The organism is Granulicella mallensis MP5ACTX8 (assembly GCF_000178955.2).
In the GTDB taxonomy this organism is placed as follows: Bacteria; Acidobacteriota; Terriglobia; order Terriglobales; family Acidobacteriaceae; genus Granulicella; species Granulicella mallensis.
Genome location: NC_016631.1, coordinates 1,198,505 through 1,220,695, shown reverse-complemented (window position 1 = coordinate 1,220,695; position 22,191 = coordinate 1,198,505). Strand labels below are relative to the sequence as shown.

At 60.0% G+C, this 22,191-nt stretch carries 27 protein-coding genes; 15 read left to right on the top strand and 12 right to left on the bottom strand.

What is annotated here, in order from left to right:
• Window positions 1-11 precede the first annotated feature (11 nt).
• The 9 genes from ACIX8_RS05115 to infA form a co-directional block, all read right to left on the bottom strand.
• On the bottom strand, window positions 12-1,244 hold the full coding sequence (locus ACIX8_RS05115; protein ID WP_014264258.1) for an ABC transporter permease: 1,233 nt from the start codon (window positions 1,242-1,244) through the stop codon (window positions 12-14).
• Window positions 1,237-2,169, bottom strand: a complete 933-nt coding sequence (locus tag ACIX8_RS05110) for an ABC transporter ATP-binding protein (RefSeq protein WP_014264257.1) — start codon at window positions 2,167-2,169, stop codon at window positions 1,237-1,239. The genes ACIX8_RS05115 and ACIX8_RS05110 overlap by 8 nt, the downstream gene beginning before the upstream one ends.
• Before the next feature lie 78 nt (window positions 2,170-2,247).
• The gene (gene rplQ / locus ACIX8_RS05105; RefSeq protein ID WP_014264256.1) at window positions 2,248-2,727 is read right to left on the bottom strand and encodes a 50S ribosomal protein L17; all 480 of its coding nucleotides are present in this window, start codon (window positions 2,725-2,727) and stop codon (window positions 2,248-2,250) included.
• 210 nt (window positions 2,728-2,937) lie between these two features.
• Window positions 2,938-4,017, bottom strand: a complete 1,080-nt coding sequence (locus tag ACIX8_RS05100) for a DNA-directed RNA polymerase subunit alpha (RefSeq protein WP_014264255.1) — start codon at window positions 4,015-4,017, stop codon at window positions 2,938-2,940.
• Window positions 4,018-4,153: 136 nt separating this feature from the next.
• Window positions 4,154-4,786: a 30S ribosomal protein S4 gene (gene rpsD / locus ACIX8_RS05095; protein WP_014264254.1), complete on the bottom strand. Its 633-nt coding sequence runs from the start codon at window positions 4,784-4,786 to the stop codon at window positions 4,154-4,156.
• Window positions 4,787-5,073: 287 nt separating this feature from the next.
• Window positions 5,074-5,499: a 30S ribosomal protein S11 gene (gene rpsK / locus ACIX8_RS05090; RefSeq protein WP_014264252.1), complete on the bottom strand. Its 426-nt coding sequence runs from the start codon at window positions 5,497-5,499 to the stop codon at window positions 5,074-5,076.
• Window positions 5,500-5,502: 3 nt separating this feature from the next.
• Window positions 5,503-5,883: a 30S ribosomal protein S13 gene (gene rpsM / locus ACIX8_RS05085; protein WP_014264251.1), complete on the bottom strand. Its 381-nt coding sequence runs from the start codon at window positions 5,881-5,883 to the stop codon at window positions 5,503-5,505.
• A gap of 189 nt (window positions 5,884-6,072) precedes the next feature.
• The gene (gene rpmJ / locus ACIX8_RS05080) at window positions 6,073-6,186 is read right to left on the bottom strand and encodes a 50S ribosomal protein L36 (RefSeq protein WP_013581269.1); all 114 of its coding nucleotides are present in this window, start codon (window positions 6,184-6,186) and stop codon (window positions 6,073-6,075) included.
• A gap of 58 nt (window positions 6,187-6,244) precedes the next feature.
• Window positions 6,245-6,463 (bottom strand): translation initiation factor IF-1, encoded by a 219-nt coding sequence (gene infA / locus ACIX8_RS05075; RefSeq protein ID WP_014264250.1) that lies wholly within the window; start codon window positions 6,461-6,463, stop codon window positions 6,245-6,247.
• Between the two features lie 303 nt (window positions 6,464-6,766).
• Between infA and ACIX8_RS05070 the strand changes: the two genes are divergently transcribed.
• Together ACIX8_RS05070 and ACIX8_RS05065 are read left to right on the top strand one after the other, a co-directional pair.
• Window positions 6,767-7,450: a hypothetical protein gene (locus ACIX8_RS05070; protein WP_014264249.1), complete on the top strand. Its 684-nt coding sequence runs from the start codon at window positions 6,767-6,769 to the stop codon at window positions 7,448-7,450.
• Window positions 7,451-7,746: 296 nt separating this feature from the next.
• A complete protein-coding gene (locus tag ACIX8_RS05065; RefSeq protein ID WP_014264248.1) occupies window positions 7,747-8,271 on the top strand; it encodes a bactofilin family protein in 525 nt (174 codons plus the stop codon).
• A gap of 26 nt (window positions 8,272-8,297) precedes the next feature.
• Here ACIX8_RS05065 and ACIX8_RS05060 read toward each other — a convergent pair whose 3' ends face one another.
• Together ACIX8_RS05060 and ACIX8_RS05055 are read right to left on the bottom strand one after the other, a co-directional pair.
• Window positions 8,298-8,792 (bottom strand): HNH endonuclease, encoded by a 495-nt coding sequence (locus ACIX8_RS05060; RefSeq protein ID WP_014264247.1) that lies wholly within the window; start codon window positions 8,790-8,792, stop codon window positions 8,298-8,300.
• An 82-nt stretch (window positions 8,793-8,874) separates the two neighbouring features.
• The gene (locus ACIX8_RS05055) at window positions 8,875-11,487 is read right to left on the bottom strand and encodes a S53 family peptidase (RefSeq protein ID WP_014264246.1); all 2,613 of its coding nucleotides are present in this window, start codon (window positions 11,485-11,487) and stop codon (window positions 8,875-8,877) included.
• 270 nt (window positions 11,488-11,757) lie between these two features.
• Here ACIX8_RS05055 and ACIX8_RS05050 point away from each other — a divergent pair, with 270 nt between their 5' ends.
• Window positions 11,758-12,363 (top strand): thioredoxin family protein, encoded by a 606-nt coding sequence (locus tag ACIX8_RS05050; RefSeq protein ID WP_014264245.1) that lies wholly within the window; start codon window positions 11,758-11,760, stop codon window positions 12,361-12,363.
• 52 nt (window positions 12,364-12,415) lie between these two features.
• Complete coding sequence (locus tag ACIX8_RS05045) at window positions 12,416-13,048, top strand: carbonic anhydrase (protein ID WP_014264244.1); 633 nt, start codon at window positions 12,416-12,418, stop codon at window positions 13,046-13,048.
• 27 nt (window positions 13,049-13,075) lie between these two features.
• Here the strand turns inward: ACIX8_RS05045 and ACIX8_RS05040 are convergent, their stop codons facing one another.
• Complete coding sequence (locus ACIX8_RS05040; RefSeq protein ID WP_150110493.1) at window positions 13,076-13,876, bottom strand: TIGR03435 family protein; 801 nt, start codon at window positions 13,874-13,876, stop codon at window positions 13,076-13,078.
• Between the two features lie 487 nt (window positions 13,877-14,363).
• Here ACIX8_RS05040 and hisI point away from each other — a divergent pair, with 487 nt between their 5' ends.
• The 11 genes from hisI (at window position 14,364) to ACIX8_RS04985 (ending at window position 22,077) form a co-directional block, all read left to right on the top strand.
• Complete coding sequence (gene hisI / locus ACIX8_RS05035) at window positions 14,364-14,711, top strand: phosphoribosyl-AMP cyclohydrolase (RefSeq protein ID WP_083836625.1); 348 nt, start codon at window positions 14,364-14,366, stop codon at window positions 14,709-14,711.
• Between the two features lie 59 nt (window positions 14,712-14,770).
• Window positions 14,771-15,646, top strand: a complete 876-nt coding sequence (gene hisG, locus ACIX8_RS05030; protein WP_014264241.1) for an ATP phosphoribosyltransferase — start codon at window positions 14,771-14,773, stop codon at window positions 15,644-15,646.
• An 18-nt stretch (window positions 15,647-15,664) separates the two neighbouring features.
• Window positions 15,665-16,069, top strand: coding sequence for a hypothetical protein (locus ACIX8_RS05025; protein WP_014264240.1), 405 nt, complete (start codon window positions 15,665-15,667; stop codon window positions 16,067-16,069).
• A 9-nt stretch (window positions 16,070-16,078) separates the two neighbouring features.
• The gene (gene hisD, locus ACIX8_RS05020; RefSeq protein WP_014264239.1) at window positions 16,079-17,338 is read left to right on the top strand and encodes a histidinol dehydrogenase; all 1,260 of its coding nucleotides are present in this window, start codon (window positions 16,079-16,081) and stop codon (window positions 17,336-17,338) included.
• Between the two features lie 39 nt (window positions 17,339-17,377).
• Complete coding sequence (gene hisC, locus ACIX8_RS05015) at window positions 17,378-18,511, top strand: histidinol-phosphate transaminase (protein ID WP_014264238.1); 1,134 nt, start codon at window positions 17,378-17,380, stop codon at window positions 18,509-18,511.
• Window positions 18,508-18,708 carry a hypothetical protein gene (locus ACIX8_RS05010; RefSeq protein WP_014264237.1) on the top strand — a complete coding sequence of 67 codons (201 nt, stop codon included), beginning with the start codon at window positions 18,508-18,510 and terminating at the stop codon, window positions 18,706-18,708. Before hisC ends, ACIX8_RS05010 begins: the two co-directional genes overlap by 4 nt.
• Entirely contained in the window at window positions 18,705-19,337 is a 633-nt protein-coding gene (gene hisB / locus ACIX8_RS05005; RefSeq protein ID WP_014264236.1) for an imidazoleglycerol-phosphate dehydratase HisB, read from the top strand. The genes ACIX8_RS05010 and hisB overlap by 4 nt, the downstream gene beginning before the upstream one ends.
• A 2-nt stretch (window positions 19,338-19,339) precedes the next feature.
• Window positions 19,340-19,951 carry an imidazole glycerol phosphate synthase subunit HisH gene (gene hisH / locus ACIX8_RS05000; RefSeq protein ID WP_014264235.1) on the top strand — a complete coding sequence of 204 codons (612 nt, stop codon included), beginning with the start codon at window positions 19,340-19,342 and terminating at the stop codon, window positions 19,949-19,951.
• Window positions 19,952-19,985: 34 nt separating this feature from the next.
• Window positions 19,986-20,420: a DUF6968 family protein gene (locus ACIX8_RS04995; protein WP_014264234.1), complete on the top strand. Its 435-nt coding sequence runs from the start codon at window positions 19,986-19,988 to the stop codon at window positions 20,418-20,420.
• Between the two features lie 88 nt (window positions 20,421-20,508).
• Complete coding sequence (hisF, locus tag ACIX8_RS04990) at window positions 20,509-21,279, top strand: imidazole glycerol phosphate synthase subunit HisF (protein ID WP_014264233.1); 771 nt, start codon at window positions 20,509-20,511, stop codon at window positions 21,277-21,279.
• A 123-nt stretch (window positions 21,280-21,402) separates the two neighbouring features.
• A complete protein-coding gene (locus tag ACIX8_RS04985; protein ID WP_044176187.1) occupies window positions 21,403-22,077 on the top strand; it encodes a 1-(5-phosphoribosyl)-5-[(5-phosphoribosylamino)methylideneamino]imidazole-4-carboxamide isomerase in 675 nt (224 codons plus the stop codon).
• The last annotated feature ends 114 nt before the right edge of the window (window positions 22,078-22,191 follow it).

The window sequence follows — 22,191 nt, the reverse complement described above, 5'->3', positions numbered from 1 at the left end:
TTACTTGCGCGCTAGCTGTATTTCAGCCAGCGCAGGATTTCAGGCAGATTCGGCTTCTTGCCATACATAAGAATGCCGACACGATAGATGCGCGAAGAGACCCACAGAATAGCGAAGATCGTAGCCGACATCAGCACAAAGGAGAGCCAGATCTCCCATGCCGGTACCTGCGTGAGCGAGATGCGGAAGTTCATCAGCAGCGGACTGCAGAAAGGAATGAGGGAGACCACACGGGCCAGGGTAGAGTTCGGCGCGCGGATGATCGAAAAGAGCATGACCATGCAGAATGCGAGCGGAAGAACCAGGAACATGTTGAGCTGTTGCAGCTCTTGTTCCGAGTTCGTCATGGCGCCGAGCGCGGCGGCAATACTGGAGTAGAGCAGGAACCCAAAGACGAAGTACAGCACAAAGAAGCCGATCTGTGTTGCGCTGATCAGTCCATGTCCCGTTGTCCCGATCAGGCTGGCTGCAAGACTGCTGCTGGAGAGCGCCCCCGCAGCGATCATCCAGATGCCGATTTGCGTGAGGCCCACGGCCCCTACCCCCAGGATCTTTCCAGCGAGCAGCTCTTCAGGTTTGATCGTCGCCAGCAGCACCTCGAAGACACGGCTGGTCTTCTCTTCGATGATCGACCGCGCGGTGTTCATGCCATACAACATGATGACCATGTACATGAGGAAGAACAGCGTGTAGGCGGCGAAGAATGCCGTCGTCGTATTGCCGCTGGCGCTGGTATCGACCTTGACCGGAGCGACGAGCGCATCGATGTCGGAGCCGGCCATGCCCTTCGATTCAAGGTGCTCGCGCATTAGCACAGAGCCGAGGGCCGATTCGATCGCTCCCTGCGTGGCGATATCGCCAGCAGAGCGTGCCGTATAGGTGAACGAGGGGCGGTCGCCGGCAATCACCGGCGGCGTCACCCAGAGATAACCGGCAAGCGAAGAGGACTTGTCGTGCAGTTGCGCGTCAAGGACGGCGCGAGTCTCGCTGGAAGGCTCGCTCAGGTCGACCTTCATGTCGCTGTCCTTGCCGCCTTCAAGCTGATGTTTCAGATCAGTGCCGAGAGCAGAGTCGCTGGTGACGACAGCGATGTGCGACGAGGTCTTGGACTTCGACCCCATGTAGGCGCTGCCAAAGACCAGAGCCCCCATCAGCAACGGAATGAGCACCGTAGCAATGATGAATCCCTTGGTACGTACGCGTTCCAGATATTCGCGCTTTGCGATCAGCCAAGTGTTATGCATCGACTCTGCCTCCTGCCTCTGCATCGCCGAAGCTTGCACGGACGTTTTCGATGAAGATCTCTTCCAGCGTAGGCTCTATGACTTCAAAGCGATTGATGTGGGTGCCACGGGCGACAGCCTCGGCGAGAACCTGCTGGGCAACGACTTCGTCCTGCACCTTGATCTCGGCGATGCCGGAGTAATTCTTGGCCTCGACGATGCCGGGATGGCGAAGGAAGGAATCGTCGCCCGTGAAAACAATCTGGACACGGTTGCGTGGATAGTGGGATTTGATCTCGCGCATGCTGCCGGAGAGCAGCAGCTTGCCGCGGGAGATGAGCGCGATGGCGTCGCAGAGCTTTTCGACCTGGTCCATGCGGTGCGTCGAGAAGAGGATGGCCTTGCCCTCGCTACGCAGCGCGACCAGGGTGTCCATGAGCAGCGTCGCATTGACGGGATCGAGGCCGCTGAAGGGCTCATCCATGATGACGAGGTCGGGTTCGTGCAGCAGCGCGGCGATGAACTGGATCTTCTGCTGCATGCCCTTGGAGAGCTCTTCGGTCTTCTTGGCGATGGCCTCGTTGATCTCCATGCGCTCGCACCAGGCAAGTGAGCGCTTGCGGGCCGTGGCTTCGTCCAGACCATGAAGCTGGCCCAGGAAGACGAGCTGATCGATCACTTTCATCTTCTTGTAGAGCCCGCGCTCTTCCGGCAGATAGCCGACGCGATGCAGCAGCGTACGCGCAAAGGGCTTGTCGAAGAGGCGCACTGTGCCGGAGTCGGGCACGGTCATGCCGATCATCATGCGGATGGAGCTGGTCTTGCCCGAGCCGTTGGGCCCCAACAGGCCGAACATGGTACCGGGTTCGATGGTCAGGGTCAGGCCTTCGACCGCGACTTTGGTGTCGTAGACCTTGCGGATGTTCTGGAGTTCAACGATAGGCATGCGGATATCGCTAGTCTAACAAGAACAAGAAGCGCGCCACGTGGGCGCGCCTCTTGTTCCTGCAGATGATGAGTGTGTTTAGTTCTCGGCAGACGGATCAGGCTGCTCGCCGGGACCACGCTCTTCGAGCTGCTTCTGCAGCTCTTCCTGCCGCTTGGCGCGGGCTTCGGAGCGCTTGGCTGCCTTCTCGCTGAGTTCCTGCTCGGCGCCGAGGAGTTCGATGAAAGCCATCTCGGAAGCATCACCCTTGCGGACGCTGGTACGCACGATGCGGCTGTAGCCCCCGGGACGTGTGCTGTAGCGCGGGGCAACGATCTTGAAGAGACGGTCGACCGACTCAGGCGTCATCAGGTAAGCGAGCGCCTGGCGGCGGGAGTGAACGCTGCCGTTCTTGCCGAGAGTGATCATCTTCTCGACGATGGGGCGGGTCGCCTTGGCCTTCGTAATGGTGGTATGAACGCGATCGTTCAGAATGATTGAGGTGACGAGATTGCGCAGAAGAGCGCGACGATGACTGGTGTTGCGGCCGAGTTTAAAGCCGCCATTACGATGACGCATTTGAAGTCTCCTTCGGTCCAGCTTGTGCTGTCGACCGGCTTACGGGTTACTGCGCAGGAAGCGCGGGTTTGCGTTGAGTTTCGAGCCGCGAGTTGCCAGCTTCGAGTTAGAACCGTGGTGCAGCGGAGGAAGCTGGGTTCCTCCGCTGCTCTACGGTCGATACCAAAGGCGTTAAGCTGTTAGCTGTTTCCTGCTAACAGTTTCCTGCCTTTAGAAGTTTTCGGGCTCGTCGATATCCAGATCGTCGTCGTCCTCATCGTCGTAGCCGGCATAGCTGGCTGCGAGCGTTGCGGCCGGGAGAACCGAGGTCGGTCCCGGGACCGGGTTGCCCTGTTCGTCGATCTTCATGCCGAGCGAGAGGCCCATCTGAGCAAGGATTTCCTTGATCTCGTTCAGGCTCTTGCGGCCGAAGTTCTTGGTCTTGAGCATCTCGGCTTCGGTCTTCTGGATCAACTCACCGATGGTCGCGATGTTGGCGTTCTTCAGGCAGTTGTAGCTGCGCACCGAAAGCTCGAGCTCTTCTACCGAGCGGTTCAGGTTCTCGTTGCGAAGCAGCGGGCCGTCGTGATCGCCGGAAGCACCGGCCTCCATCTCCTCCTCGAAGTTGATGAAGATCGTCATGTGATCCTTCAGCAGCTTGGCCGAAAGGCCGAGAGCGTCTGCCGGGAGGATCGTTCCGTTGGTCCAGATCTCGAGCGTGAGCTTGTCATAGTCGGTGATCTGACCGAGACGAGCAGCCTCGACGAGGTAGTTGACCTTGCGCACAGGCGAGTGGACGGAATCCACCGGGATGAAGCCAATGCCGAGATCGCTGTCGAAGTTCTTGTCAGCCGAGACATAGCCACGGCCGCGCTTGAGACGCATCTCCATGTCGATGCGGCCGCCTTCGCTGATGGTGCAGATGTAGACGCTGGGATCGAGGATCTCGACGTCCGAATCAGCCTCGATGGAACCCGAGGTGACGACACCCGCGGCATCGGCACGGAGATACAGGGTCTTGGGGCCATCGCCGTTGAGCTTGAACGGGATCTGCTTCAGGTTCAGGATAATGTCGGTAGCATCTTCAACGACGCCGGCGATGGATTGGAACTCGTGCAGCACGCCTTCGATCTTGACGGCGGTAACAGCAGCACCTTCGATCGAGGACAACAGGGTACGGCGCAGGGCGTTGCCGATGGTCGTACCGAAACCGCGCTCAAAGGGCTGCGCGGAAAATTTGCCAAAGGTGGGGGTCAGGGTCTCCTGATCGACAGCGAGACGCTTGGGCTTCTGAAAACCTCTCCAAAGCATGGGTGTTCCTTTCTTCGTTGCACCGCGAAGCATTTTGCGGGGCTAACGGTAGTGCGGTTGGTGTTGCAGACGTCCGGGTGATTCCCCACTCATCGCGCAAAGAACAGGCGATGAGTGGAGCACCCAGATTTGTGGATTACTTCGAGTAAAGTTCGACGATGAGCTGCTCGTTGACCGGCAGGTTGACGTCTTCGCGCTTCGGCAGGGCGATGATCTTGCCCGACAGATTCTCGCGGTTGGCATCGATCCAGCCCACGCGGTTCTGGCCGGAGAGGAAGTCCTGCGATGCTTCGAGCAGAACAAGCTTCTTGGAACCCTCGCGGATCGCGATCTCGTCGCCGATCTTGCACTGGAAGCTCGGGATGTTAACCTTGCGGCCGTTTACCTGCACGTGGCCGTGACGAACGACCTGGCGTGCCTGGCGGCGCGAGAGCGCAAAGCCGAGGCGGTAGCAGACATTGTCAAGACGGGTCTCGAGCTGCTGGAGCAGGAGTTCGCCGGTGACGCCGGGGCGGTTCGCAGCCTTCTCGTAGTAGGCGCGGAACTGGGTCTCGAGCGTGAAGTAGATGCGCTTGGCCTTCTGCTTCTCACGGAGCTGCAGACCGTAGCCGACAACCTTCTTCTGCTTCTTGGACTGGCCGTGCTGGCCTGGGGGGAAGTTACGTTTCTCGACGGGGCATTTGTCGGTGAAGCACTTCGGGCCTTTGAGGAAGAGCTTGGTGCCGTCGCGGCGGCAAAGGCGGCAGACGGGTCCTGTATAACGTGCCATTTCTATTCTCCTGAATCAGATGTCGATTGGTTTACGGGCGGCATGCCCTTCTGGTCCCAATCCCGTTGTTGTTTATAGGTCCATCTCCAGTCGGTATATCTCCGAGTGGAATACAGTGCAACGCCATTGATCAACAACAGCGCTGCACTGCAAGACCCAATACTTATCCAGTTCCACCGCAAGCTACTACTAAGTACGAGGTAAACCACAGTGCCGGCATTGAACAGAACGAACCAAAGGCTTTTGCTGACTGCCCGATGGAACGCGCTCAAAGCCATGATGATTCCTTACACGCGGCGGCGCTTCGGAGGACGGCAGCCGTTGTGCGGCATCGGCGTGACGTCGCGGATCGAGCGAACCTCGATACCGGCGGCGGCGAGAGCGCGGATCGCGGACTCACGGCCGGAGCCAGGGCCAGCAACGCGCACGTCGACCGAACGCAGACCGTGGTCGCGGGCTGCATTGGCAGCGCCGACCGCTGCCTGCTGCGCGGCAAACGGGGTTCCCTTACGGGAGCCGCGGAAGCCGAGCGAGCCGGAGCTCTTCCAGCTCAGCGTGTTGCCGGTCTGGTCGGTGATGGTGACGATGGTGTTGTTGAAGCTCGCCTGGATGAATACCAGACCAAACGGAACGTTCTTCCGCTCGCGCTTCTTGAACTTCTTATTCTTTCCGACCTTCGCTGAGCCGGCTGCCTTGTTCTGTGTCTTTGCCATGGCTTACTTGGTCGCTTTCTTCTTACCGGCAACGGTGCCCTTACGGGGGCCCTTGCGGGTACGAGCGTTGGTGTGGGTGCGCTGACCGCGAACCGGGAGGCTGCGGCGGTGACGGAGACCACGGTAGGACTGGATTTCGATCAGGCGCTTGATGTTGAGTGAGATTTCCTTGCGGAGATCGCCCTCAATGCCGCCTTCCTTCTCGATGACCTGACGGATGGCGTTGAGCTGGTCCTCATCGAGGGTGCCCATCTTGGCGAGCGGATCGATACCCGCTGCCGTCAGAATGCGGAGGGCGCGGGGGTCACCGATGCCGTAGATATAGGTGAGGGCGATACGAGCCTGCTTGTTTCCTGGCAGGTCGACGCCGGCAATACGTGCCATGAGATTGCCTTTCGGTTGGGCTTCCAGACTGGCTGGGGAGCGGGGTTAGGGGTCATGCGGCTGACCTGATTGCTGTCTCCTCCGGGTTCATCGCAAGCCTTGACTTCGGCTAACTCGCCCGGTGGGGCCGCTAAAAACAGGGATTAGGGCTTAGGGCACAGGGATTAGAAAACTCCTGCGTCCAGCCTCTTAGCCCTGGCGCTGCTTGTGCTTGGCGTTCTCGCAGATAACGCGAACGACGCCACGGCGGTGGATCACCTTGCACTTGTCGCAGATCTTCTTTACTGAAGCACGGACCTTCATTTGAATCCTCAGTTCTCAGTTAACAGTTGCCAGCTCTCAGAGAACGGACAATCTGCTGTTACTTGTAGCGGTAAACGATGCGGCCGCGGTTCAGATCGTAGGGACTGAGCTCGATGGCTACGCGATCGCCGGGGAGGATGCGGATGAAGTTCTTGCGCATACGGCCTGAGACGTGCGCAAGCACCTGGTGCTTGTTTTCGAGCTCGACCTTGAATAGCGCGTTTGGCAGGGTCTCGACGACCACCGCCATTACTTCAATTGCATCTTCCTTCGACAAACGCTCTCCTTCGATTGGGCCGTGAAGGCCCGATCTCATTGTGACCGCGAATCATTGCTTCGCGGCTTCCTATGCCTGTTTCGTGGGCTTCTGGTGCCTCCATCCAACCCCTATAGGCAGACAGAGACGGCGGAAGGGACACGCACCATGTTTGAGTCTACCCGAAAACGGGGATTTGTGGAAGGAAGAGTGCAAAGGAAACAGCAAACAGGAATTAGGAAACAGAAAGGCGGAAGGAAGGGGGCTCTTCCTGTTTCCTGCTTGCTAATCACTGTTTCCCTCCTTTCTGCTAGGCTGCAAGCCATGCAGACACCTCTCCGCCTGGCTTTTGTGCCGCTGCTTGCCCTTTTGTGCGTCCCCTCGGCGTCCGCCGCCCCTAAGACCCATACCGTGACACTAGGAGCCTCCCGGCGCGTGCCCTATACCCCGCCCGAGGCCAACCCGGACAACAAGAGCGAAGAGGCGACCACGCTACGCGTCCGGCCCCTGCTGGTCGACACCACCCAGAAGGAGTGGACCGTCGGCGAGATTCACGACGTCACCGACCGGTCATTCGTCGTACGGAGGGCCCTGCGAATCAATGATTCCCTGCCCGGCGAAGCTCCGCGATGGACGTGGCAGCCTGGTCCGTGGCTGATGGTCGACCGCATCACCGGCCACATTACCGCGCTGCATCTACCCGCGTTTGATCCGGCTGTTTCGGAGGCCATATGGTTTCGCGACTACGCGGCTTACTGCGGCATCGCAACCACGGTCAGAAATGGGGGCCTGGTAGCTGTCGTTGCCGAACTTGGAGCACGCAAGGCTGTAGTTCAGAAGGTGATCGGGCCGTGGCCACAAGCCAATGCGCCCTACCCCGTTTGCACCGCCGCAAAGTGGCAGCGGACACCGATGAGAGCAACACTCCAGCTCACCGGAGGGCAGGCGATGACCTTTGATGTCGTCGGACTAAGTTCGCTGGTAGAGGAAGGCGAAGCCGAAGAGTAAAACAAAATCGGTGCGTTTGCACACGGTTCGCTGCGGCAAAATCGCAGCAACTAAGATGCGTCGACTCCAGTAAAAGTAACTTGCGTCTTTCGCTATACGCCCCGCACGGAGAAGAGATTGCGGGGGGTTACTGTAAAGGCGCGTTTTAATGAAGATTTGGGCGGAACTCCACAGGTCAGACGGGTTCACAAAGTAGTATCGTGGACGAAGCACGGGCAAACGCTGTGGTGCGCGGAAGCGTAGCGCACTCGGCCTGCGAAAGATCCCCTCCGGAACGAGGAAAGGAAGCAATACATATGTGGAAACCGAACCAGACCGGCAGCTCAACCCCTTCAACCCCGGAGCCGGTACGTCCGGCGACGCCTACCGGCGGCGCAACGTTTGAAGCTGCACGTCCCTCAGCGGCCGCAGCAGGTGCAATCCCTGCCGGCGAACAGGCAACGATCGGCAAGAGCCTTGTCATCAAGGGCGAGCTCTCAGGCTCCGAATCGCTTTACATCGACGGTAAGGTCGAAGGCACCATTACCCTCCCCGGCAACCGCGTTACGGTAGGCCGCAACGGACAGGTCGCGGCGAACATCTCGGCACGCGAGATCGTTGTACTCGGCAAGGTGCGCGGCAACTGCCAGGCCTCTGACCGTGTGGACATCCGCAGCGAAGGCTCGCTGACCGGCGACGTCATCGCCGCTCGTATCTCCATCGAAGATGGCGCCTTCTTCAAGGGCGGCATCGACATCCGCAAGCCGGGTTCCGAAGTCAAGGGTGGAACAGCAGGATCCCCCACCCAGGCGACGCTCGAGCCCGCCGGAACAGAAGCTTAACGTTCCTGTAGTTCGCAAAGCCCCGGCTACGGCCGGGGCTTTGTTGTGCTTGCTCGCAACCGCAAGCGAAGATCGGCTGTCGCCTCGCGATGACAGGGCAAGCAGAGCGTGCGGAGGTTGTCGAGGTCGCACTGCCCTCCTCCTTCAGCGACAGGCCGGATATGGTCCGCATCCCACAAGGACCGCCGGGCCTGAACGGTCTTGAGGCCCCAGACGGCAAGCGCCTCCACTCGGGCCTTGCCGCGGCTGCGTTTGAGCGCAGCATAGGCGGCGACGGTATCGGTGCCGCAGTCCGTGCAGATACCGCGATCGCGAGCAAAGACCTGATCGCGCAGATAGCCGGGGTCCGAACGCAGCCTCCACTGATGCACGCAGTACTCCGAACAGAAGGTGCGGCGACGGCGCGCGAGAATCTCCATCTGACACCAGCGGCAGAGTGGCAGACCGTTCGGCCCCAGCGACAACGTAGCGCGTTGCGCGCGGCCGGCTTCGGAGAGGATTCGCGAGGGCAGCGTGGACATCGATGAGGTTAAGAATACGACGTGCCTGCGAAACAGAAAGGCCCTCGCCTCGGCGAGGGCCTTTGTATTGCATGACCACAGGTTAGGAGATCGTGAGCGAGAAGGTCATCGGCACGCTGATGGATCCGCTGGTTCCAGTAATCTTCACGGTGTAGGGGCCAGCCGTTGTACCTGGGCTAAGAGGAGTCGGGCATGTATTGCTGGTACTCGAGGATGATTTACTACTGCATCCACTCATAACAACCAGACCGCCCGTAAGCAGAAAGACCATCGTCAGAGCACGTATCGCTTTACGCTTACGAACCGGCAAAACAAGCAGCAGTAATCCAGCGAGCATCATTCCCACTGGCCCTTTGGAAGGCAGAGAGGCTGTGGAACAGCTACCAGCAGTGGAAGCTGCCACCGTGGCGATCGTAGCCGTAACCGTGCTTGTTCCGTTGGCGGTCAGCGACACGCTGGCAGCAGACAGATTGCAAGTTGGCGGAAGCGAGACTGTCGCAGTGCCCGTAAAGGTGATAGCACAAACAAGGCCAACCGAACCCACGAAGCCATTCGTCGAAGTGAGCGTAATCGTATCGGTATTGCCCGTTGTGGCCCCAGGAGCAAGCGTCAGGGTCGCGGGGGAAGGTGTCAGAGTGAACGAAGCAGAGCCTGAGGTGGAAATTGGAGATCCCGATGCCACTGCCAGAAAGTTGGCGACGTTGAGCGAGCCGAGGCCGGTAGCCTCGTCGTACCCCGTGCCGACTTCGAAACCAGCCAAACCTCCCGTCAACGTCGTGGGCCCTGGAGTGCTGTTGTTGCACATCGACGGCGTTGCCGTCGTGCAGTTCGTTACACCCGAAGTTGCCACCGTGACGTCATTGAAAGCACTTGGAGTAGAGGTCGCAATAGAGTAGAGGAGAGGGCTGATGTTGCCTTGGGCACTGCCCAATTTTGTATTCAGCAAAGCCGCGATGCCTGCCATGCCGGGAGTCGAGGCCGAGGTGCCGCTAAAGATCAGGATCGGCGTGCTTTGGTTCTGGCCTGTGCCTGTAGTAACGCAGCTTCCTTGACCGGCGGCGAAACAGCCAAGATAACCATCATGCGCGGAGGCCGAGAAGGCTACGTCCGGGACATAGCGAAACGCACCGGACGGAACGCCCGAGCCGGTCTGCCAACTCGGCTTGGCGATGTAAAGGCTTTCGCCGCCTCCGCCCGCACCGACCTCGAAGCCGCCGGTCGGGACGCCACTGCTGTTGGTAGCATCCGGCTCATTCCAGGCTCCCTCCGGGATGTACATGAGAGCTGATTCATTGCCCGTGGAAGAGTTAGAGGAAGACCAATAGGTGGAAGGATTAGAAGCATCGTTGAATTCGGTTCCACCAACACACGTGACATAGCTGCTGGCACAAAGGGCGTTGATGCTCGCAGTTTGTGTCGCGGGCGCCGCCATAAAAGGCGTATCGCAGCCAGCAGCGCCGGCATCCCCAGCCGCGATAAACGTGGAGATACCCTCGCCAGCCGCAGCCTGGAACTCGGTGTTCAGCAGGTTCGTTTCCGTCTGGCCATTCGACGCCTCACAACTGCCGAAGGAGATCGTCATGACTGGATCCTTCAGCGTATTGATGTTGTAGGCAGTCGCGATATCGACCCCATCCTCGTTCTGGGTATCTTTAGCGATAACGAGGTCTACCACCGCCCCCGGCGCCGTGCCGATGACACGATCAACGTCCAAGGTGGCTTCCTGTGCATCACCCATATTCGATGTTCCCGGATCAGCACCCGCCAGCACGACGTTAGGCTGAAGACTTGTTGACAACCCTGCAAGGGTTTCGAAGTTGGCGATATCGGCGGTAACGACGCGAGATCGGCCAATCACGGCGACATGCTGTGCGGCGGACCCGATCGTCGCACCTTTATCTCCCCCGCTGTAGACGCTGTTGATGTTGTAGATCGTGGCAAAGTCATCGGGCAGGATGAGGTTGATGCCGTTTCCAACGCCCACCTGCGGCTTTAATCCTGCAGCGGGCAACTGCCCTACAGACGCCTTCGACTGCGGCACATAACGCGCCTGGGTCAAACCATGCACCGACTGAATCACTGCGCTGAACGCTACCGGAATCGAAGGTTCCGAGATCGCGGAGAACCTGGTCTCGCTGCCCAGGTCAAAGTTGGCAAAGCTGGTACGAAAGACACTAGCGACAGCCGCAGTACTGCCCGTCAACGCCACAATGACGCGATTGGGCTGGACGGACACGAGCTTGAGGCCCTGTCCTGTTGCCCAGGAAGTGATTGCATCCAGATCGGATTGGGTGGGCCCATAGAGCGTGCCGATCTGCTGCGGCGTCAGCCACTGGTGATAATGCGGAGAGGCAGGATTCTGCTGGTCGGCGAGCAGCTTCTCAAAAGCCGCCTCGACGGAAGGGTCGCGGCGCAGCACCAGGGAGATGTTCATCGGGGCGCTGAGATCTACGGGAGTGGCTGTCTGCCGAGCGGCTGTCGCCCAGGCTGGAATATGACCGGTGAGCTTCGTCTGCTGCGAGAGGCTGGCCTGCGCCGACACCCGGTTGGCCTGCGCCATGGGTTGAAGTGCGGCTGCTGCGGAGTTTGCCGCTGTCTGGGCTTCCAGAGGGGCCTCCAAAGGGAGGCACAGCAAAGCGGCTAACAGCACAAACGCGGAAAACACCGAAGCGAGACTACGAAGAGAAGGGCGCACAGTATCCTCTGGGAAGCCAGCACTGCAGAAAGCCAGCGACCGATTGAACTTTGGTCAAAGCATACGTTATCCACAACACGCGCGGAAACGGATTAATTGCCGAAACGGACAGATTTAACCGTGGTTAAACCCTGCACCGATCACGAGTCATTACTAGCAACAAGGACTGTAACCTCTGACGTGAAAAAGTCCTTCCATGTTTCACATCCTGCCATCAGGACAGTCTCCTGCTCCGCGAATGGCCGTTATGATGGACAATGGAGGGCTGCAATGTCCAGAACGGAATCGACGATGGTGAAGCTGGGGACAACTGCCCCGGCCTTCGAGCTGGTAGACGCGATCAGCGGCAAAGCACTGGGCCGCGATGACATCTTCGCCTCAATCGGCGACGAGAAGCGGCGCGGAATGCTGGTGATGTTCGTCTGCGTACATTGCCCCTACGTAAAACACGTCGAAGCGGAGCTGGGACGAATCGGCCGCGACTACCTTGGCGAAAACGGCGAAGGTCCGATTGCCATCGCTGCCATCCAGTCCAACGACATCGTCGAGTACCCCCAGGACGGCCCGGAGTTCATGCGTGAGCAGGCGGCGCGCCTGGGCTGGAACTTCCCTTACCTGCTGGATGAGACCCAGGAGGTCGCCCGTTCCTACGAGGCTGCCTGCACCCCGGATTTCTTCCTCTTCGACGCGGATCTGAAGCTGGTCTATCGCGGACAGCTCGACGAGAGCCGCCCCCGGCGCGGAGACTTCGGCAACGACACGCCGGTGACCGGCAAGGACCTGCGCGCGGCCCTGGATGCGGTCGTCGCCGGCAAACGCCCTGACACTGACCAGCGCAGCAGCATCGGCTGCAATATCAAGTGGCGCGAAGAATAGATTCGTTCGTAACTTTCAGCACCCTAATCACAAGAAAGCTACAGGCCGCCTCATGGACGAAGTGCTCGAACAATTGAAGAAGGGTGTACGCCGGTTTCGGTCGGAGGTCTATCCGAACCAGGCCCACCTGCATGCGCAGGCTGCGATCAACGAACAGCGTCCTCATACGCTGTTCATTGCCTGCGCGGATTCACGGGTAAACCCCAACGAACTGACACATTCAGCGATGGGCGAAGTCTTTGTGACACGCAACATCGGCAACATGGTGCCGGCGTACGGCGAGATGCTCGGCGGCGTCAGCGCGGTGATCGAGTACGCGGTGACCTCCCTGCGGGTGCGGCACATCGTGGTGTGCGGCCACAGCGACTGCGGCGCGATGAAGGCACTGCTCAACCCGGACTCGGTCAAAGAAATGCCCACCGTCAAGAGCTGGCTGACCAATGCTCGCGCGGCCCTCACGGTGGCGGAGACCATGCACACCAAGACAGAGTGGCGGCGCGAACTGCTCTCCGTGCTTACGGAACAGAATGTTCTGTTGCAGCTTCAGCACCTGAAGACGCATCCGTCCGTGGCGGGGGCTATGGCGATGGGTGAGTTGACCGTCTCGGGCTGGCTGTATGACATCGGCAAGGGGCAGGTGTCGATTGCCAAGGATGGCGAGCGGGGATTTACGGTGGTGGAGTAGTAAAAGAGCAACAACGGCTACGGCGGGTTAGTTGGCTGAAGGGTGCGAGATTTCGTCGATGACGAGGGTTTCGAGGTTGCCTTTGGCGGACTGGAGCTTGAGGCCGAGTTGTTCCTTGAGCACGGTGAAAAGCGATGGGTCGGCGGAGTCCGGAGTTTCTTCGGGAGACCATTCGATCTGGAAATCGAAGTTGCCTTTGAGATCGGTGTGATCCTCGACGGGTCGACCAGCCTGGCGGCGAAGCGCGGCGGCAAGATCGATCATGGACATGTTCGTCACCTTCATGACAGTCCTTGAGCCGGTAGAGTTGGTGCTCATGTTGGGCTCCGAGCCGGGAGTGCTTGGCTTGAGAGCGGGGCCAGGTTTTCCGGGCTTGTTGAGTTCGAGCCAGTAGACAGCGCCTTCCTTTTGCTCGCGATGGAATTTGAGCTGGAAGCGGTCTTCGAGCAGCGAGAGGATGAGTTGCTGGAATTGCTGCGGGGTGGTGACTTCGGCGTGATCGGCGGTGGTCGCGTCGATGTCGAAGGTCTCGTTATCGGTCCAGCTGGGTGCGCCTGACATGCGGTTATCGTCAGTGCCAAAGGCGATGCGAATGAGGGTTCGGACGGTGGTGGCGGTGGCGACAAACCGTCCGCCAGGAAGTACGCGGCGGTTGGAGGGTTCGTCTCCGGCGGACTGGTGCGGGCGGACGGAGGCGACTTCAAATCGCAGAGGCGGCTGGGCGACGGGCGGGGATACGACCGGAGATTGAGCCGAGAGGCGCAATGAGGCGATGACGAGCGGAGATAGAAGGACGAGGGAACGGAGGGTTCGAAAAGACCTTGTCATCGTCATGATTCTTACGGCGAGTCGTGCCCAAAGGTTCCATCAGGGAGAGGAAAGGGAGCAGTTAGTGCATTTAGAGGTCTCTCGATCTAATCCTCCACATCCTATAGGGTATGGGGGATATCGATAGATCGCCCTTTCAGGGCTCCGCATCTTTTTGGCACCCTAACCCAGGGTTTCACCTTGGGCTTTGATGGGGCTGCCCCTGCGGGGCTGGGGGCCGTGCCACAGCTCCATACGGGTCGCGATTGACATCCGCGAGCGCCACGGATACGGTAGAAAGCAATGAATGTTCTTCTGCACCATCGTGGACAGCATCATCATCATGCGCAAAGCGTGTTGGCGGCTGTGTCCGGTGCGGTGAAGTAGCAAGAACGCCCAATAGGACTACGAACAGGCCCGCTGACGCGCATATCGCGAGCGGGCTTTTTGCTGCGCCGCGATAGCTTCAACCAAGCACCAGATAGACAGCTTCAGCCGAACACAGAGGATGAGGAAGATGACGACAGTAGCGATCGATTTTGAAAAAGCCGGCGGCCTGGTCGCGGGCATCGTGCAGGACGCGAAGACCGGCGAGGTGCTGATGCTCGGCTTCCTGAACGAGGAAAGCTATAAAAAGACCACCGAAACGGGTTTCGTAACCTTCTGGTCACGCACACGTTCGAAGCTGTGGATGAAGGGTGAGACCAGCGGCAACCGCCTGCGGGTCATCTCGGCCTCCACCGATTGCGACAGCGATGCCTTGCTCTTCCGCGTCGAGGTCGAGGGCGATGGCCTGGTGTGCCACGAGGGAAGCGTCAGCTGCTTTACGAAGCCCATTGCAATGGATGAGAAGTAGAAGCAGATTCCCTGCGGGAATGACAGAAAGAAAAGCAAAGGCAAAGGCGAAGAATCGACATGAGCAACAAACTGAAGCTTGGAATTCCGAAGGGCAGCCTGCAGGATGCCACCATCGCGCTGTTCGAACACGCCGGCTGGCGTATCTATGCGAGCGGCCGCAGCTACTTCCCCACCATCGACGACGCAGAGATCGAGTGCATGCTCGTTCGCGCCCAGGAGATGGCCCGCTACGTGGAGCATGGCGCCCTGGATGCCGGACTGACCGGCAACGACTGGGTGCTCGAGAACCAGTCCGACGTTGAGCGTATTACCTCGCTCACCTACTCCAAGCAGTCCCGCACCCGCGTGAAGTGGGTGCTCGCCGTGCCTGAGGACTCGCCCTTCGAGAAGCCCGAAGACCTCGCCGGCAAGACCATCGCGACCGAACTGGTAGAGTTCACCAAGCGCTACTTTGCGGCGAAGAATATCCCCGTCAAGGTTGAATTCAGCTGGGGCGCCACCGAAGTGAAGCCGCCGACGCTGGCCGATGCCATCGTTGAAGTGACGGAGACCGGAAGCTCACTGCGCGCGAATCGCCTCCGCATCATCGAGACGCTGATGGAGTCTGAGACCCAGTTCATCGCCAACAAGGCAGCTTGGGCCGATCCCTGGAAGCGCTCGAAGATCGAAACGCTCTCCATGATGTTGAATGGAGCGATGGATGCGCAGATCCAGGTTGGACTGATGCTCAACGTACGCAAGGCCGATCTCGACAAGGTCATCGGAGTGCTGCCGGCGTTGAACTCGCCGACGATCTCGCACCTGCAGGACCCCGATTGGGTCGCATTGAATACAATTCTCGACAACTCCCTTGTGCGCGATGTCATCCCTAAGCTGAAGGCAGCCGGCGGCGCGGGGATCGTCGAATACCCTTTGAGCAAAGTAGTACTGTAATCACCCGAAAGGCATGCGTTGAAGATCGCAATCTGGACACTCGTTATTTTGGCGGCCCTTACACCGGTCGTCCTGTATTTTTTCCAGCGCTGGCGGCAGCAGAAGGCCGAGCGTGAGGGCGTGGCGGTGTATGCCACGGTGATTTCAGTGGCGCCGATGAAGCGCTTCGGCAGGACCCTGCCCATCATGAAGATCGTGATGTGGATCCAGGAGCCGGGCAGCACCACCAGCCGCGAGGTAACGCTGAGTTCGCGGGTGGAACCTGGGCAAAAGATCACGGCGGGAGTGCGATTGGCCGTAGTCATCGACCCCAAGAATCCGGAACGCATCTACCCAGCGGGACCGGAGGCGGCGAAGCGTGTGGTCCTGACCGGTCCACGGCGCGAACGGCGGCAGATGCGTAAAGCAGGCTACAAGGATTAACGAGGCAGCATGAGAGTTTTGAAGACATTCGGCGAGAACGCGAAGGTTGCAGAGGATACCCTCCAGCAGCTGGAACAGCGCGGCGCCGCAAACACCGCAAAGGTGGATGGCGTTGTGCGCGAGATTCTCGCAGCCGTGCGCGAACGCGGCGATGCTGCGCTGCACGAGTACACAGCTCGCTTCGACGGGCTGGCCGCCGAACAGCCGCTTTTGGTCAGCCGCGAGGAGATGCAGTCCGCGTGGGAGGCCACGAGCGAAGAGCTCAAAGCCGCCATGCGCCTGGCGCAGGCCAACATTCGCACGTTCGCGGAGAAACAATTGCCGCGCGCGTGGAGCTTTCGCCCCTCAGAGGGGATGGAGGTCGGGCAGATCGTACGGCCTCTGAGTTCGGTCGGCTGCTACGTTCCGGGGGGGCGCTATCCCCTGCCTTCAACGCTGCTGATGACTGTGACTCCGGCGCAGGTTGCCGGAGTGGAACGCATCGTGGTGTGCTCGCCGAAGCCCGCGCGGGAGACGATGGCCGCCGCTTATCTCGCGGGAGTGACAGAGTTCTACCGCGTCGGCGGCGCGCAGGCGATTGCGGCGATGGCCTTCGGCACGGCGACGATTGCAGCCGTAGACAAGATCGTTGGGCCGGGCAACCTGTACGTGACCGCGGCAAAGATTGCGGTCTCGCAGGAGACCGGCATCGACATGCCCGCGGGGCCAACCGAGATTGTAGTCACCAGCGAGAACGGCGACCCCAGCGGCATTGCGGCGGACCTGGTGGCGCAGGCCGAGCACGATCCCGAGGCACTTGCTGTGCTCATCACCAGCAAGCACGAGTTGGCCGAAGAGGTCGCTCTCGAGACCAAGCGCCAGGCGCAGGGCAATGAGATCGCACAGGCCTCGCTGGCAGCGCAGGGATTTGCATTCGTCACCAAGACCGTAGAGGAAGCTCAGGCGCTAACGAACCGGCTGGCTCCTGAACACCTGACGGTAGATGCGGGCGCCGATCTGCGCTGGGTGAAGAATGCGGGTTCAGTGTTTGTGGGACATCACACGCCGCAGTCCATGGGCGACTACATCAGCGGGCCAAACCATGTGCTGCCGACAGGCCGCAACGGCCGCGTTCGCGGCGGCTTGAGCGTGTTCGACTTCGTAAAGGTGATCACCGTACAGCAGTACACGCGCGACGCGTTGCGCGAGGTCGGCCCGCACACGATCGCGCTGGCCGAGGCAGAAGGTCTAGCAGGGCACGCCGAGAGCGTGCGCGTGAGGATGCGGTAGAGCTAGAGATTAGGCACTAGGAAGGCAAGGGCTAAGAGTATGGCTGTGTTGACGGAAACTGAGAACAAGGCGGACGCTGCAGGGACTGTTCCGCAGCCGCGCGCTGCCGTACTGGCGATGCCGGAGTACCACCCGCCGCTCGCTGGCCGCGATGCTCTGCGGCTGGACTTCAACGAGAACACCCTGGCACCGAGCCCCCGCGTCCTTGAGAAGCTCCAGAAGCTGACGAGCGAGGGACTGACGATCTATCCCGAACGGCAGCCTGTCGAGAGGATCGCCGCAGCCCACTTCGGACTCAGCGTGGATCAGGTGTTGCTGACCAATGGCGTCGACGAAGCGATTCACCTGATGGCCTGCGCATTCCTCGACGAAGGGGATGAGGCGCTGATCTGCACACCGACGTTCTTCATGTATGACGTGTCGATCAGCATGATGACCACGGGGCTGCGTAAGGTGCAGACCGACGATACTCTTGCCTTCCCCTTCGAACGCTTTCTGGCGGCGATTACGCCGCGCACCAAGCTCATCATCGTGGCTTCGCCGAACAATCCGACCGGCGCAACGATCAGCCGCGAGCAGCTGCTGGCGATTGCCGCCGCGGCTCCTCAGGCGGTGCTGATGGTCGATGAGGCTTACTTTCACTTTCATGGCGAGACGACGATGGGCGACATCGGCAGCGTGCCAAACCTGATCGTCGCGCGCACCTTCTCAAAGGCCTATGGGCTGGCGAATCTGCGCGTCGGCATGGTCGCGGGCGATGCGCGGCTGATCGGATTCTTGCGCAAGGTGAGTTCCCCCTACAACGTGAACGGCGTGGCGCTTGCCGTGCTGCCTGAGGCGCTTGCCGATGAGGACTACCTGAACTGGTACATCCTCCAGGTACACCAGGGCCGTGAGCGGATGTACACCGCGCTCGAAGAGCTTGGGGTGCGGACCTGGCCGAGTGCCTCAAACTTCATCCTGATGGATATCGGGCCGAAGCACAAAGAGCTCGTCGCCGCGATGCGCCGGCATGGCGTGCTGCTGCGCGACCGCTCCACCGACCCGGGATGCGACGGTTATGTGCGCATCACCATCGGCACGGAAGAGCATGTAACGCGCGGTATCGCAGCGTTGCGCGCGTCGTTGGCGGAGATTGGGTGGACACCGGCGGAAGGCCGGGCACGTGCATGAGTGACCTGAACCTGCAGCGAAATAAAGTCATCATGCTGGCGGTCGGTGTAGCGTGCATGAGCGGAGGATTTGTGCTTCTCAGATCTGCGCTTCTTGGAGATTATCCGAAGCTCATGCGGGTGTGTGTTGCCGTCATCGTAGTCGCGTTGTTTTATACGATCTGGGAGTTTGTGAAGTTGAAGCGGAGTGAAAGATGAGTGATCTGGTAAATGAGTTGGGTGTCGCGCCGGTAGGCGACGAACGCATTGGCGTAGTGGAACGCAATACGACGGAGACGAAGATCTCGCTTCGGCTCAACGTCGATGGACAGGGCAGCTATACGGTTTCGACGGGCATTCGCTTCTTCGACCACATGCTTGAGCTGTTTACGCGACATGGCGGATTCGACCTGCAACTGAAGTGCGTGGGCGATCTGGATGTCGATCAGCACCACACGGTGGAGGACGTCGGCATCGCGCTGGGCGAGGCCTTTGCCGAGGCGCTTGGCGACAAGAAGGGCATTCTCCGGGCGGGATACTTCGTCATGGCGATGGATGAGACGCTCGCAGTGGCTGCGGTCGATCTCTCGGGCCGCGTGGCGTATGTCGTCGATGACCAGGTGACGGTGCCCGTCGTCGGCGATCTGCAGAGTGAGCTGGTTGCGGACTTCTTCGATGGCTTTGCGCGCGGCGCGAAGGCCAATGTACATGTGAAGACCATGTATGGGCGCAGCAACCATCACAAGATCGAGGCGATCTTCAAGGCATTCGCACGGGCGATGCGCGGTGCGTGCTCGCGGGATGAGCGGATGAGAGAGTTGCTGCCGAGTACCAAGGGGCTGCTGTAAAGATGATCGCTGTCATCGACTACAAAGCGGGCAATCTGACCAGCGTGGTCAAAGCGCTCAAACATCTTGGCGCGAACGGCATTGTGATCACGCAAGATCCCGCTGAGGTGTTGCGTGCGGACAAGATCGTTCTTCCCGGCGTCGGCCATTTTCAGTCGACACAGTTGCTCGCCGACCTCGGCCTGACCCAGGCGACACGCGAAGCCGTCGCCAAGGGCACGCCGTTTCTCGGCATCTGCGTGGGGCTTCAGTGGCTGTATGAAGGTTCCACCGAAGCACCCGAGACAGCAGGACTCGGGCACTTTGGCGGCCAGTGCGAGCGCTTCCCTGCCACCTTCGAGGGCACGGAGTTAAAGTCGCCGCATGTGGGATGGAACTCGCTCGAGAACGTGCGCGAAGACTCACGGCTATTGGCAGGCGTTACGCCGGGGAGCTTCGTCTATTACACCCACTCGTGGCGCGCGCCGGTGTCGGCGGACACGGCTGCGGCCACGATGTATGGTGGCGCGTTTACCGCCGCAGTCGAACGCGGCAACGTAATGGGCGTACAGTTTCATCCTGAGAAGTCGGCTGAAACAGGACTGCGCGTCCTGCAAAACTTTCTCGCGCTGTAGCATCGAACCGCAACACGTTCGCAGGAGGCACCCCATGATTACCGACACAACCCACGTCTCGCAGGGCACAGTGGAGATGGTAAAGCCAGACACGGCAGCAAACTGGACCGGCATGGAGTTGCTGCCGTTCGAGATCATCGCCGAACGCTTCCTCGATATCGAACATGAGAGCCAAATCGCGACCCTGACCGTCAGCTTCGGCAAACCCTTTCACATCGAAGGCAAGGGTTGGGCGTGCCCCTACCGCATCAGCGCACTGGGCCGCGAACACATCACGCCCGCCGGTGGCGCGGACTCCGTGCACTCCATCCAGATGGCGATGCATATGGTGCACAACGAACTCAGCGGCATGGCCCGGCACCACAAGATGAGCTTCCTAGGAACGGACGACTTCGGTTTCGGCCGTGTCGGCGGCAGCGAGGCGGCTGCGGCAAAGTGTCCGGTTGTGGGCATGAGTGTGAATTCGTGATTGGTGCGGCTGCAGACGGAAAGCAGATTCCCTGCGGGAATGACAGAAAGAAAAACAAGAACAGAAAGAAAGGCAAAGACGGGATCTCATGCTGACGAAGAGAATCATCGCGTGCCTCGATGTACGGGGCGGACGCGTCGTAAAGGGTATCCAGTTCGTCGATATCGTCGATGCGGGCGACCCGGCGGAGCTGGCGCATCGCCATGCGGCGGCGGGGGCCGATGAGATCGTGCTGCTCGACATTACCGCGACCCATGAAGGCCGCGGCACGCTGCTCGATACCGTGAAGCGCACAGCGGCCTCGCTCTTCGTGCCCTTCACCGTGGGTGGAGGCATCCGGTCTGCTGAGGATGCAGCGGCGGTCTTCGATGCGGGCGCGGACAAGGTCAGCATCAACTCGTCGGCCATCGCACGACCGGAGTTGATCGGCGAGATCGGCTCCAGCTTCGGCGCACAGGCAGTGATCGTCGCAATCGATGCCCGTCGAGGGGAGCATGGCGTAGAGGATGCCGAGGTGTATGTCAGCGGCGGACGCAAGGCGACCGGTTTGCGAGTCGTCGACTGGGCGCGGGAGGCTGAGCAGCGGGGTGCCGGAGAGATCCTCTTGACCTCGATGAATACCGACGGCATGCGCAACGGCTTCGACTGCGAGCTGACGCGGCTCGTGTCGGAGGCAGTGCAGATTCCGGTGATCGCCAGTGGTGGTGCGGGCTCGGCCGCGCACTTTGCCGAGGTGTTCAAGGCAGGCAAGGCCGATGCGGCGCTGGCAGCGAGTATCTTTCACTTTGGGATTACGGATTCGCGAGCGTTGAAGGCAGAGGTTGCGGCGGCGGGAGTGCCGATGCGGCTGCCGTGTTGATCCAAACTGCAAACGCGGAGTGCGCGAAGGACGCAAAGTTTGCGCAGAGTTTACGTTGCGTTAACTTGGTGTACTCGGCAGGCTCTGCGTTTGCAGTTTGTTTCCGTCTACACTGAAAACATCATGCTGATTCCTTCGATTGACCTGATGGGCGGGCGCATTGTGCAGCTCGTGCAGGGTGAGAAACTCAAGCTCGCCTTCGACGACTTCGACTACTGGATCGAGCGCTTCTCGAAATACCCGACCGTGCAGCTTATTGATCTCGACGCTGCGATGCGGCAGGGCGACAACCGCGAGCTGATCGAGATGATCTGCAAACGCCTGCCGTGCCAGGTAGGCGGTGGCCTGCGCACCCCTGAAGACGGACAGCGGCTGCTCGATGCCGGGGCGAAGCGGGTGATCTATGGCTCTTCCCTCTTCAACAGCGACGGTGTAGATAAGGTCTTCGCGGCCAGCTTGAAGAAGGCGCTTGGCGAAGATGCCCTGTGTTTTTCCGTCGACACCAAAAACGGCAAGGTTGCTGTGAAGGGCTGGAAGGACTCGGTCGACCTGACGCCGGAAGAGGCTGTGACTTGGCTTGAGGATTACACCTCAGCCTTCCTCTACACGCACGTCGATACCGAAGGCACTATGCAGGGTTTTCCGATGGACGTCGCCGCAGTGCTGCGCTCTACGACCGCCCGGCAGCTTATCGTCGCCGGAGGGATCAAGGAACGCGCCGAGGTCGATTCGCTCGATGCGATGGGTGTGGATGCCGTGGCGGGAATGGCTGTGTATTCGGGGGCGATGGAGGCTTAGATCTGCCGAAGCAGAAACGTGGGAAAGTCTTCTTTGGGCCCGTCCACGAAGTATCCTTTCTCGACTTACCCCAGAAGCGTCATTCTTCGACTCCGCAGCTCGCGTACTGTGCGA